We start from the raw sequence: 13,682 nt of genomic DNA on the forward strand, positions 1-13,682 counted from the left end.
CACGTATTCGTTAAATTACAAGCAGAAGGGCTGTTAATATACATGTGCGGGCTTTCAACATTTTAAAACCGAAGCCCGAGAGTCAACAGGAAATTACTGGAATTGTTTTTTAAAAAGGCAGGAACGTCCGATTCAGTATTGATTGAGTAAGGGTAATATTTATTATCTCCAAAACTATAAGCATAAGCAACATCACAAAAAACTACCTTTTCTCTGAATCCTAACCCTGCTGTAATGCTCTGACGCTTTAGATCAGACGCATCTTTATAAGGACTGCCCTGATAAACATATCCTAATCTTAAACGGAAAATGTCTAAAGCCACTTCGGAACCAATGCGCAAATTGGAAGCAGAAGTAAACCGCTTGTCAATATCGCGATTGATTTCACTTGCCAAACGCCTGTCTTCAGGTACATCGTCAAACGTAAATTCCATTTGACTGTAATCAGCCCATTCATAATCCACTGAAATAAATCCATGGGTTTTAAACAAAAATGCAGCACTACCAACCAATCGCCAAGGCGTGGTTAGCTGATAATCGTATTCGCCTTCGGGCGAGTACAATAGAGTGTCGTAATGAGTAAACTCTGCATATAAATTGCTGGAAAACTGCTCATTTAAAGAAATCAGTGTTGGTGTATGAACGGAAGCACCAACTCGCAACATCTCAACAGGACGATAAATTAGCCCTAATTTACCATTGATTCCAAAACCTCTGGTTTTAAGCGATTCCGACAATTCAAAAGTATTAAAATCATAGGTGCCCAAATCAACAGCTTCACCTTGAATAATGCCAAGTTTGTCAGTTTCAGAGTAAAACTTTTCTGATGTATATCTTACAAAAGGTATTCCAAGTGTTCCTCCCAAAAAAAGCTTTTCTTTATAGTTGGTACCTAATGAAATAACAAATTCGTCTGAGGCATTTTTTTCGGTAATATATTCCTCTTGTTCCACAGCAAAACCATTGGTTACTCCCAAATAATCAGAACTGCCCTCAGCATCCGGATTGATGAGAAATGCGAAATATGCTAATCCGGCACCAAAAGGAAAATTATCCCTTACTTCGTTTCCGGGTGTTCCTGATGCTTGATTTGCGTAATAATCCAATAAAGAATTTTTAGTGTTCGTTCCGATAAGCAGGGTTTTTCGGTTATAATTATTGATGCGATTTAGGCCAAAACCGAAATTAACTGCCCGCCAATCTGAATCCGGTCGTCTTCCGCCACCTTTGAAAACCAATCCAATATTATTGATGTTGAAATTATTTTTATTGTCTGTTTCTGTATTACCCCAATATTCTGACTCTGTATTGGTAAAATATAACGAAGGTGTAATCGTAAACTCTGATTTGCGGTATAAACCTATCCCTGCAGGATTGATTGACAATGAAGTAAAATCTGCGCCCAAAGCACCAAAAGCTCCCCCTGTTCCAACAGCACGGGCAGTCCCTCCTATTTGAGTTTGCGAATAACGGAGAGCATCATCCGGGGTTTGCGCATGAATACTGAGAAAGCATAATAAAGCAGGAAGAATGAACAGTATTTTTTTCATGTTTAACGGTTTGTTATTTTTAATGTGCCTTATTTTAGATGTTGAAAATGTTTAAAAAAAACAGACCTCTCTATGGTAAAAAATCCAACGAGAGGTCTGAATAAACATTTTAATAGAACAGCTTATTGGTTAAGCCAAAAAAATACCTTTAATCAAGCAATCGCAATAATTATCGCGGATTTTTGCTTTTTGAATCGGATTTTGAAGGGGTACTCGACTTATTTTTGTCAGAATTGCTGCTTTTAGATCCTGAATTGCTGCCTGAACTTGATTTAAACCCACTATTACCCGAATTTTTACTGCCTCCCGAAGAGTATCCACCTGACTTATTATCTTTGGGTTGATTTTTTGGTTTTGGGGCTGGGTTAGAACGGTTGTCGTCTATTTTTGGCTGATCTTTCGGCTTTGATTCATACTCATATTTGGGTTGATCTTTAGGCTTTGATTCGTATTCATATTTGGGTTGATCTTTTGGCTTAGAATCGTATTCGTATTTAGGCAAATCCTTTGGTTTTGACTCGTATTCGTTTTTAGGCAAATTCTTTTCGGGTTTTACTTCAGTATCACGTCCGATATTATTGTCCTTTGGAGTATAAGGATTGGTGTTGTTTTTATCCAGCCGGTTTTGGTTATTATCATAATCAGACCAGGTATTGTTATCGTTTGGATTGTTTTTACCGCTATCAATTCCGTTGTTAACCGGAGGATTTCCTCTGTCGCCATAAGGAGCTCCAATACCGGACCTGTCGCCTCTTGGGCCATAATAATTTCCGGTAGAATTGTTGTTGTTATTGTTAATAATGGTAACGTCATTATGAACATAGGTAACCGGACTAAAGGGACTATAACCCCAACCCCATCCGTTATACCAGTTGTTGGCATACCAACCGTTGTTCCAGGCATTATTGTACCAACCTCCGCCATTGTAGCCGCACCATGAATTATGCCCCCACGGGTTTGACCAGGAATTATACCAGGGATTTGCATTCCATCCCCAACCCCACATCACCACTACACGAGGACGAAACCAAGGACGAGGGTAAAAAGCAACAGGTTGCCAAGCCCAAGGATTGTCATAAATGCTGTAGCCCCACCAAAAAGGATCCTGAACACCGTACCAATAACGGTCAGTATAAAAGCCTCCAAAATAGTTGTATCCTACATTAGGGCTATGAAAACGCCGGATTCTTGAAGAATAATAGTAGTCGTACTCTTCATCTTCATAATTTACATACTCGTCGTTATTGTAATAATTGTTGGTAATATAAGTATTACCATTCTGATCGGTTTGTTGTTGGGTAGTACTTGTGTTGTTGTCATTTGAAGGATAATAGTAAACATCATCCTGTGCCCAGACAAAAGTAGCATACAACATAGCTACAAGCAATAAAACGAGAGAGAAAAGTTTATTTTTCATGATTGTAGATTTTAAGTGCTACGGTTTGACAATTGTAGTTTATAGAAGTTTAAGTCTCCGATAAAAATTTTACAAAAATTTTGTTAAAGTTACTTAACGCTCCTTTAACTTTTATTTTCTAATACGTAACGCAATTACAAACGATAAAGTTGGCTGAAATTGAAAGTTTAACTCAAATTAAAACAAAGACATCATCCAATCTTTTTGCTTGCAATTTGAGGAACAATTTTGAGTTGTGTTTTAAAGTCATAAAGCAATATTAATTACAAGCCTATAAGGTTTATCAACTAAAAAATTGGTTGGGATACTCCCTTTTCCCTTCCTGCTATTCCAAAAAACAAAATTTGATACAAAAACATAAAAAGCCCGATAAATATTTAATTTATCGGGCCCTTTATATTCTCTATTTGAAGACAAATTTAAATGGAGTTAGTCTGTTTAGTTTTAAAACTAACCCAAAAAGGATATGTCTTATCCATTTGCACTTACTGCAGAACAGGGTTCATTTTCAGTAGCCGGACGGGGGAAGTTTTCCCAAATATCATCATCAGCACGATCAACAGGCAGTTGATTCAACATGTTGTTTCGGCGCATATCTATCCATCTATGCCCTTCACCATAAAGAGAATAGCGACGTTGTTTCAAAATTTCATCTCTCAGCTCTGTTTGGCTTGTTCCGCCGGTATATTCCGGAAGACCGGCAACTGTTCTGATCAAGTTAATTGCAAACACAGAAGCGGAGGCGTTACCATTCATGTTTTGGGCTTCGGCATAAATCAGTATCAACTCTTCGTTTCTAATCATAGGAATGGGGTCTAATAAAGATTTGTAACGCATAAAGTCGAACTTGCTTTGTAATCCATCCTGAAATGCAGTATCAGTTCTTTCTTCAACTTTCCACAATCTTTTATCCCCGGCTTCTGCTTCTGTTATAAAAGATGGATGTGCTGCCCTAAGATTTCCGCCTGCGGGAGAATTCAAGGGATAAAACATTTCATTTGAAATATCACCGCCGCTTGTAGAGAAAACATGATAAACACCTTTGTGCATGGTTGCACTGTCACCTGCAAGTTCAAAGAAAGAATCTGCAAGATTTTGTAAAGTTGCTTCTGCATCTGAACGATAGAGGTTTACTCGGGCTGCAATAGCGCGGTTGAATTGGTTAAAAGAAACAGGGGTGTCAAAACCGGTGAATCCTGAAGATAGCTCAAATTTGAATTCATCACCTGCATTTGACAATAATTCCTCTCCATCGGTGAGCATATTGTTAATGGCATTGAGCGCTTCTGAATATGACAAAAATGGACCAAGGTTACCAGCATCGGCCACATCTACTCTGATTCCGCATGAATACTGCTGATTGAGCACCATCAGCATCTGATAAGCCATTATCGTTTTGGCAAAACCCAGATAACCGTTTATTTCGGCTTGTGTCAGCGATTCTTTGGTATTATTCGTAGCATTGATCAGGATATTGCAATTTCTGATTACCCTGTAACGCTCAGAGTAAGTATTTGTGGTGTAAAAAGTATTGTTGTCTAATATAGCCGCACCTTTGCCAAGCAAGTCAGAAGTAAATCGCGGGTCAGATCCGGAAAACCTGAACCATTCACGACCTAACACACCGACACCATCATAATAGGTGCCTAATCTGTTTCTCATACCCGATTCGATACCTGATACAACATTGTTCAAATCGCCAATGGTAGCATCAGTCTCAATACCTTCCATACTTGGGCCGTTAGGATCAACCTGATCATCAATAGTACAGGCATTGAAAGCAACCAAAGTACCGGCTAAAATTAAAAACGGCAAAACATTGGTTAAAAATTTGTATATTTTCATGTCAATTTTTCGTTTTGAGTGAAAGAAAATTGGGTTGCTGGATTAAAGTGAAATGGCTAAATGACCAAAAAACCGTTTGGCAGAAGGGAAAGGCAATACCTCAACATTGCTAGAAAATCCATCAGAACCAAAGTTTGAAACTTCAGGATCGTAACTGTTATATTTGAAGAAGTTCAGGATATTATTGCCGGACACACCGATTTTCAGGTTTTGAATTTTCCCTTTACAAATAGACGGGAAATTGTAATACAACCCAACTTCCCTCAACCGGACATAAGAGGCATCTTCAATCCAGGGCTCTGCAGTAGCACCCAATGCGTTCAACCTGTAATCGCCGTTAGTCAATTCTCCTTCCGGATCTAAATCAGTATCATCATAATCAGGGCTTGTTCCATAAATGTCAGTGAGCAAAGTTGATAAGTTGACATTATCACCGCCTTGTTTCCAATGAATTAGGAAACCTAATTCAAAGTTCTTGTAGTTCAATGTATTTTGGAATGACATCTGAAAATCTGGTTCAGCATCCCCAAAAACGACAACTCCGTTTGGACTGATTCCGACCAATTGGGTAACACTTTGACCTTCTTCTATTCTGTAAGTTCCCAAAGTAGCGCCAAAAGCTCCGACATTAAATGCAGGAACATCCAAACGGGTTACTTTTGTACGGTTTAACCAAAAGGCGGTTCTGCTGTACCAGTTCAGATCTCTGTTTTTAATCGGCTGAAGTGTTAATCCGATTTCAATACCTTTATTTTCTACGTCTGCAGCATTGGTAACCTGGGAGGTAAATCCTGTTGAAGTCGGAACATTTACGTTAATGAGCAGGTCTTCAGTGCTTTTAATATAGTAGGTAAAATCGAGTGCATACCTTCCACGATCAAAACCGAGGTCAAATCCGGTTTCAATTTCCGATTGCCGTTCGGGTCCAACGCCTTCATTACCGCGTAAAGTATTAATTAAACTACCGGCACTACCATCAATCAAGGTGTTGGTCAACGAGGTGAAAGCAGAGCCAAACCGCGCAAAGCTACCGGCTTGTCCGTAGGCAACTCGGAGTTTTAGTTGATTCATCATCTCCGGTAAGAATCCAAACTCGTGTAAATTCAAAGCCAAAGAAGCTTTGGGATAATAATAGAGTTTGTTTGGATCGCCATTGTTAGAAGATTTATCACCCCTTACGCCTAAAGATGCGAGGATTTTATCGCTCCAGTTAACCTCTTCCTGAACAAAGAAACCCATATCTGTTTGATTGCGTCGGGTTTGATCTACAGCAACTGATCCGCTTTGATCTACATTTTCTTGTGAACCGATTAACTCAGTGGCAGTTACCAAAATATTATTAAATCTGAATTCTTCACGGGTTCCTCCAAACTGAGTTCTGAAATTCAAACCGGAAGGTAAAATATAGGAATGAACAAAGAAACCGGCAAAGTTTGCGTTGTTGTTAACCGCCGTTCCCTGTAAGGATGCCCCGTTTGTACCATTGCCTTCTTTTTGGAACTGTAGTGTTCTTGGGAAAATAGCTTTGGTGTTTAATGTATAACGGTCAATTCCTCCGCGGCCTACAAATTGCAAGGTTGCTTTTGGTGTCTGATAGATTTTTACGGTCAGGTTTGCTCCACCGATATACCTGCTGATTGACTCGTTGTTGGTAATCAGATCTCTGGTTTGAAGAAAATTGGATGCAGAATAGGGGTTATTGGGAAAGTTGCCGTTTGCATCAGCAAGCAAATTAGCCCAGGAAGGTGTTGAGGCAAATGATACCCCCATTGTAGTACCTGTATTATCGTTGTTAAAAAACCCTCTGTCTGCAGAAGATAAAATATACATATTGTTGAACGCAATGTTTATCCTGTCATTTAACCTGTGATCTACATTCAGGCGTAGAGACAGTTTTTCATAACCGGTATTTTTAACAATTCCTTCTTCGTTTTTATAAGTAGTTCCAAAATAATATTGAGTTGCCTGATTGCCGCCCGACAAACTCAAATTAGTAGTTGACAACAAACCCTTGTTGCCGTACAGTTCATCTTCGTAATTGAAGATTTTTCCGGCGGCTTGGGCAGCCTGAAAATTAGCTACTTCGGCTGCGCCAAAAGAAGCCTGAACTTTAGCATCGTCAAAATCCCGAACGCCAAGTTTTCTCAACTGCATGGCGACACCCATCGTTTGCGAAAAATTGATGTTGTTTTGTCCCGGTTTACCCCGTTTAGTGGTAATCAAAACAACCCCTGTTGCAGCTCTTGAACCATAAAGGGCTGCCGCCGATGCTCCTTTGAGAATTTCTATGCTCTCAATATCATCGGGGTTTAGGTCCGCCAAACGATTGGAAGGGTTATCCTGATTGGAAGCACTTCCGCCTGCTGCGGCCTGCGATACCAGATTAAGACCTGCAGGAGTAGAGGAGTTATCCATATATACTCCGTCAATAATGTATAATGGCTGTGCATTTCCGTTGATGGAGGTTATGCCGCGAAGCCTGACCCCTATACCTCCTCCCGGTGCGCCTGAATTGGCGTTGATGACCACACCGGTAAACTTTCCGTAAAGTGCAGCATCCATGGTTTGTGGAGAAGTAACTCCGGTCAGTTCTTTAGATGAAATAGTAGAAACCGCATTAGCGAGGTTTCGTCTGGCTACTGAAGTTGCCAAACCTGAGATTACCACTTCTTCTAAACGGGTAACACTTTCTTGCAACACAACATCCATGTTACCTGAACTGGATGTTACATCTTGTTCTGTTACTTCATAGCCAACAAATGAAAAAACAAGGGTGGCTGAAGAACTGGGTACGTTCAGGGAGTATTTGCCGTCTAAATCAGATATAGTTCCGATTGTGGTGTTTTTAACCCTGATGGTTACACCAATAATCGGCTCTCCCGATTCGTCAGTAACGGTTCCCGATACCGTTACTTGTGCCATAACCGAATATCCGGTTAGCAACATCGCAAAAAATAAGATTGCGAAGTAAGTAAAAAACTTTTGCATAGGCATACATTTTGGTTGATGATTGAATTCTTTTAAAAGTTCTAAATAAGTTTTTTTTGTATTGTAGAGCAATGTACGAGTAATTTGAAAACTTAGCTATTTTTGTAGTGTTAATTCAGCATTTTATTTTTTTTAAACCATCAAATAAAGCAAATTCGGGTATAACAAAGATTGCTTTAGTACATCTATTAATGAAAAGCATTGTTTTTTTGCTCAATGGATTGGCAATACCGATACTCAACCTAGCAAAAATTAAAAAAAAGCCCCTTCAACGATTTTGGCATAGCCTTCTGCTATAAACAAGGGGCGAAGTCTCAAAATAAAGGGTCCTCAATACGGGTTTCTGATCTTATAGCGGATTTTAGTAAAAATACCCGGTAACTATCAACCAAAAAAGTGTCAATTGAAAAGAAAAAAATTGACTTTTTACTCTTTTAAATTATCATTTTTTACGCCAAAAAAGCATTTTTTAGGACTTCAATTGACATTGTGTTCAAGTAAATTGAAATATTGGTTTTTTTAATTGACTTTTTAATCTTTTTAATTGACTTGCTAAACTTTTAAATTGACTTTTTAAAAGTTTTAATTACAATTTTTGAAAATTTAATTGCTTTGATTTCTTTTAAAACTGCAATTTTATTGAGTAAAAAATCAGTTAAAATTGCTTCAATTTCAACAATTCGGGGTTATTATCACACTATTTTGTTATAATTTAGCAAAAAGGGTGTTTACTCCGATACTTTATAATTAATAAGTAGCGTCATTTTCCTGTAATAAAATAAGAATATTGATATAAATAATGATAGACATAGTCCAATCATTTTGCACATCCGGCCTTTGACAGAACAGAACAAATGTGAAACTTTACAAAATAGACACCGCTCAAAAAAAACACCGGATGTCTCGATAACACCCGGTGTTTTTTTTTGAAAAATCAAACTAAATGTGCAAAATGAACCTTAGGGTTGTATTTCCTAAAAATTTACCTGTTCAAAGTTCATGAATTTGGTAAAAGCAAAGTTCATGTTTATGATTCTTTTTTCCAACCTGTCCGTTTTTTGTTGGATAGTGAGTTTCAGAAGCCGGCTTATCTCCTTTCGAACAACTACCATTAAAAATGGTTAATCGTTGTTGTTGAATGATTATCTCTCATCTTGTTTTTTAGGAACTTCACCCTCAGGGGTAGTGCCTTTGTCATCTGTTTGTTGGTTTCCTTCATCTACCGGTTTGGTTTGTTCCTGGTTCTGATCACCTTCATTTACCGGTTCAACAGGTGTGTTTTCGGTTGGTGCCGGGTTGTCTGTTGACGGAGGCGGTGGAGGTGGTGGTTCAGGAGGTCCTCCTCTCATGGTATAGACAAAAACATTTCGTCTTTCCATAGGGGCCACACTGTATTGGTAGATTTCGCCGGTTGATTTGTTTTCTTTTATCCTTTTTTTGTCTTTGGCTGCGGCAATAGCATCGTTAAACAACGGATCGGAACTAATGGCCTGTAAGACCCCTTTTTTATAATGGAAGAAATACCATTTATAATTTTTTTGGTCGTCCTGCGCAGTTTCAATGTAAATGTTGACAAAGTTTCCGCTTTGCCTTAACCCGATTTCAATCCATCCATCCACCATCCGGTTGACATATTTTTCGCCCGAAAAGCTAAGCCCAAGTTTTCCGTTGCTGATAAAAGTGCGGGTAATGGTATCAAAAACCATTTGAACATTAGTAAAAATCAAACGATGATCGATTCCCTTTTTGCGCTCTGCCAAATAGTTGTAAGTTCCCAACATCCTTTTTAACTCGCCAACTTCTTTTTTATCAACCATTGCCACAGCGGCATTATAGAAACTCTCTTTGGAGTAATCAACCTCAGGAGCAGCAGCATTAAAATAACGGACAGCTTCTCCCAAATTGGTCAACAACGCTTCGTCAAAATAAAAATCGAAACCGATAAGCATATCTTTGAAGTTAAAACCTGTTGCACCGACTTTGTGAGTCAATTGTCCGGCAGCATCCAACCGTGTCATGCCCCAATCTTTGCCCAAATCAAACATGCCTTCGGCTACAATTTCACCGATGTTGTCTTTAAGAGTAAAAATATTGCCCTGTGATTCTTTGCCGCTCAGTCGCTCTTTGCTGCCCACTATAAATATATTTTTATCGGCGTTATAATCCATTTCACCTCCGGCAACAAAAAGGTAAGGATCAACCGATGAACGTTTTTTGGTTAAGAATGCGGGATACAGGTCTAACAACTGCATATCCTGTAAAAACCCAAAAGTCAGAGAATCTTTAAACTCGCCGATTGGTGCGCTCACATCAATACTGATGCTGTCGGGGTTAATGACATCGCGGAAGGTAAACCATTGAGAAAGTATTTCCTTGGTTTTGAGTTCTATTTTAGCAAATCCGTCAAAGACGAGGAATGGCTCACGCGAGTCTAAGATGGCATTGCCTTTGTAACTAATGTTAGGACTTATTTTAAACTCGGTATTTTCTGGAATATTGGTAGTACCGTAAGTATAATATCGGTTGGGATCTTTGGCATCTTTTTCGGTGGTTATCTTTTCAAAAAACAAATCTTGTCGTTTCAGGTTTTTTCCCCGGTAACGATATTCCCCATTGGCATCCATTTGGTTTTTACCCAAAATTTTTACTTTGGCTTTGTAGAGTTTATGATATTCCTTGATGCTGTCTGCCACGATCAGTGCATTTTCAAGCGGTCGGATATTCGCATCCGGTTCTATAAAAATTTGTGTATCGGGAGGTCTGATTCTTGCATCACCAATTTCGATATATGCAATTCCGTCTGCTTTTACAGTATTGTCTTCCAGGTTGACAACTCCACCGGATGCCTGAAACTTTAGCCCTTCCTGTTTAGGGTCCGTCGATTCAAAATAGCTCAGTTTTGGGTCTTCGGGCATTCGAAGGTTGATTAGCTTGTCTTTCATCAGCCAATAAAACTCTTTGGCGTTGGTTTTAAAGCGGTTAAAGGGCAAATCAATCGGAATACTCGGCCCATTGGCAAGAAATTCTCCGAGATATTGATCCATGTCAACCCGTGCTTTTACATTATAAGAATTGAATGAAACCCTTGCCGCATCCTTGTTTTTAATCTGCACATCTGCTGAATCTGATTGAAAAGTTCCGGAAGTAAAGGCTAAAGCATCTGCCCGCATAGCTGCATCCGGCCAATTGATGGTTCCTTTACCGGTTAGTCCGCTTTCGGCAAGCGCAAGGCTTCCTTTCAGTGTTACTTTATCTTCAAACATCGAAAATGGAGCATCTGTCATATAAATATTCATGCCCGTTGTGTTTGGGCGCCATCTGATGTTGACTTTTCCATTGTGGGCGGAGGGAAACTCCGCATTTCCAATTTTTTTACGAACCATATAAAAGGAATCGCAGGCTGCCATCATGGAATCGGGAAGGAAAATAAAGTTTTCAGATAAGGAAGTACTGGAAAGATATTCAATCCTTCCTTTACCTATCAAACCCTTATTACTCATGTCTAAAACTCCGAAAAATTTACCTTTTTTATAGGTAAGCATCCCAGCTGCATCTGTCGTATTGACAAAACCGAGAGAGTTGTCGGGTTGCAGGCTTGTTACCTGTTTAAATGGCGGGAAAATATCGCCGGTTATCATGGTTCCCGGAAAAGTGAGCAGGTCAGGGGTAATTTCATCAAGGTCGGGAAACTTAAAGGGGTCTAATTTAAAGTGAAATATATCCCGTTTATAAGCCCCATTGTACAGACTTTTGTCGTCATAATAAAGATATGAATTTCCTTTGCTTTCAAATCGGGGATAAGAGGGGTATTTGGTTAACCCCGATTTGTTGTTAGCTTCATCAATAAACAAAGTTCCGGTAACAGAACGAATCAGGGTATTGATTGGGATGAGTTTATTTTTTTCTTTATCGTTGTCTTCCAGCAGATAGATTTTCATCTGATCAATGGAATCGAGATTGACCAAAAACGGGTTATAGTCGAAGTCAAAATCCTTTCCGACAAAATCTACACTGCCCGCTACTATGGTTCCATCCATTTGCATATTTCTATCCTTGCGGACTCTTAAAAACCCTTTGTCCGGAAACAAGCGAACCTGTTGAGAGTCGCTGAGTGTTACCTGATTTACGCCTGTAATGAGCAGTTCTTTAGATTCTAAATCTAATTGTGCATTTTCCACTTTACTTCTCGATACTACCAAAATGCGGTCGTAGTCAATTTCTTGTTTTTTTGAACGCATGTAATTATCTGTTTTTTCGCGGATGGTAATAATGTCGGTATCCGGGTCGTAGTAAATGAAACCATCTTCGACCAAATCAAAAATTACCCCATGTACCGTTTCGGCAGTATAGTTGGCGTTCATGAATTTGGCAAATTCAAGCGCAGTTATTTTAAACTGACCTCCGTTAGAAAATGCATATAAAGCTGCAACCGGATCAATATCTGATGTTCCTCTGCGGTATCTTTCCAAACGGGATGCCTCATATAGGTTGAATGACTCAAACATAACCGGAAGTTCTTTGAGTTGAGAAACCATTTGCATGTTTACTACCGGTGTATTCATTTTCCAAAAAACAGCATCGAGGTTGGCCTCTATATGATGGTACGAAGACATAAAAGCAATTTTGGAACTTGCTTTTCCATCCCGAACCAAACGCAATTCCGGGTCGCTTCCCATTAAATATCGCATGTTCAACTGAGGGTGATAGATGGAGTCGTTCGCAAAATATAAAGAAACAGAGGTTTTGGTTGAACTGACTTCTTTATCTTCCTTTAGCCCGAACATGGTTGATTTGGCTAAAAGCACTTCCCGGTTATCTTTAGAAAAAAATGTTAATTCGGCCAACTGAGATTCTTTGCCATAGCCAATAATTTGTGAGCCGCTCATTCCAAATCCACCGCGAAACTCTGTTTGCGGGGCAAAGTTTTTCATAAAAATATCCAACTCATAAGAGGTAAACTTGGGATAGATGTATTCATTGTTCACCTTGCCCCATATCATATCTTCCAAAGTGCCCTTCAGGGGGCGGTTAAAATATTTTTTATGGTAAAAAACAGCATCCTCCACTTTATACTCTGTTTTTTGGAAATCAATTTGATAACCTGCAATTTCGCAATACACAGAGTTTGGATCAAATCCGGTTCTTTCCCAGGTTACCCGACCGGTTTTACCCGACCATTTGTTTTCTAAAGGAAAAAAATCGCCTTTGGTGTCAATAATATACATGGTATCTTTTGCAGTCGCACAATACAAACTTGCTTCGTCAAAACTGATTGTAGGAATATTGTTGTCGTATTTGAATTTGTAGTCGCTGGTTTGTACCACCCATCTTTTACCCGAAGTTTTATCGAGAAGATCAGCCGCAAAAAAGTTTTCCGAAAAACTTAAAAAAGTCATCAGGTTATTGTACTGCCCTTTTTCAGATTTGAGCAAAAGGTCTTTAACGATTGAATGCCAATCTCCAAACTTGTTCGATTTTTCAGCAGTCATCATACTGTTGATAGCCTGAAAATAGCTGTTGTAATGTGGAGTTATGCGCATTTTTCGGTCTGACATCAGGTTACACAGCGAGATAAGCTCCTGAATATCGGGTGCTGAGATTTTACCGGCTTGTGCGCCGGCAATAAAAGTTTCGACTGTTTTTTGTGTTTCGGAACTTTTGATTTTACCAAACATCTCGCGTAGTTGACCATAAAAAACATTAGGATCATTTGAAAACTCGCCGGGAGGATTTGCGGAAAACTTGATCCAATTTTCTGATGCAGTTACGAATGCAAGTGTTGCCATCAATATAATAGCTATGGCAAAAGTTCTTCTTATCATGATTAAATGGTATTGAAAAGTGTTGATTGAAAGAATAGGGGGAATAATAGATAAAAGGTT

The 13,682-nt window shown here is 39.1% G+C and carries 5 protein-coding genes; all 5 read right to left on the bottom strand.

Features of this window, described 5'->3' with window-relative positions; genetic code table 11:
• Positions 1 to 62: 62 nt before the first annotated feature.
• Complete coding sequence (locus IPM47_17540; GenBank protein ID QQS28629.1) at positions 63 to 1,550, bottom strand: hypothetical protein; 1,488 nt, start codon at positions 1,548 to 1,550, stop codon at positions 63 to 65.
• A 169-nt stretch (positions 1,551 to 1,719) separates the two neighbouring features.
• Positions 1,720 to 2,967, bottom strand: coding sequence for a hypothetical protein (locus IPM47_17545; protein ID QQS28630.1), 1,248 nt, complete (start codon positions 2,965 to 2,967; stop codon positions 1,720 to 1,722).
• 471 nt (positions 2,968 to 3,438) lie between these two features.
• The gene (locus IPM47_17550) at positions 3,439 to 4,812 is read right to left on the bottom strand and encodes a RagB/SusD family nutrient uptake outer membrane protein (GenBank protein ID QQS28631.1); all 1,374 of its coding nucleotides are present in this window, start codon (positions 4,810 to 4,812) and stop codon (positions 3,439 to 3,441) included.
• 42 nt (positions 4,813 to 4,854) lie between these two features.
• The gene (locus IPM47_17555) at positions 4,855 to 7,800 is read right to left on the bottom strand and encodes a SusC/RagA family TonB-linked outer membrane protein (protein ID QQS28632.1); all 2,946 of its coding nucleotides are present in this window, start codon (positions 7,798 to 7,800) and stop codon (positions 4,855 to 4,857) included.
• A 1,142-nt stretch (positions 7,801 to 8,942) separates the two neighbouring features.
• Entirely contained in the window at positions 8,943 to 13,622 is a 4,680-nt protein-coding gene (locus tag IPM47_17560; GenBank protein ID QQS28633.1) for a hypothetical protein, read from the bottom strand.
• Positions 13,623 to 13,682: the final 60 nt, after the last annotated feature.

The sequence above is a fragment of the Sphingobacteriales bacterium genome, from assembly GCA_016700115.1.
In the GTDB taxonomy this organism is placed as follows: domain Bacteria; phylum Bacteroidota; class Bacteroidia; order Chitinophagales; family UBA2359; genus UBA2359.

Coding starts and splice junctions, on each gene's coding strand:
- IPM47_17550 (QQS28631.1), bottom strand. CDS start 4,812: ATGAAAATATACAAATTTTTAACCAATGTTTTGCCGTTTTTAATTTTA.
- IPM47_17560 (QQS28633.1), bottom strand. CDS start 13,622: ATGATAAGAAGAACTTTTGCCATAGCTATTATATTGATGGCAACACTT.
- IPM47_17545 (QQS28630.1), bottom strand. CDS start 2,967: ATGAAAAATAAACTTTTCTCTCTCGTTTTATTGCTTGTAGCTATGTTG.
- IPM47_17540 (QQS28629.1), bottom strand. CDS start 1,550: ATGAAAAAAATACTGTTCATTCTTCCTGCTTTATTATGCTTTCTCAGT.
- IPM47_17555 (QQS28632.1), bottom strand. CDS start 7,800: ATGCAAAAGTTTTTTACTTACTTCGCAATCTTATTTTTTGCGATGTTG.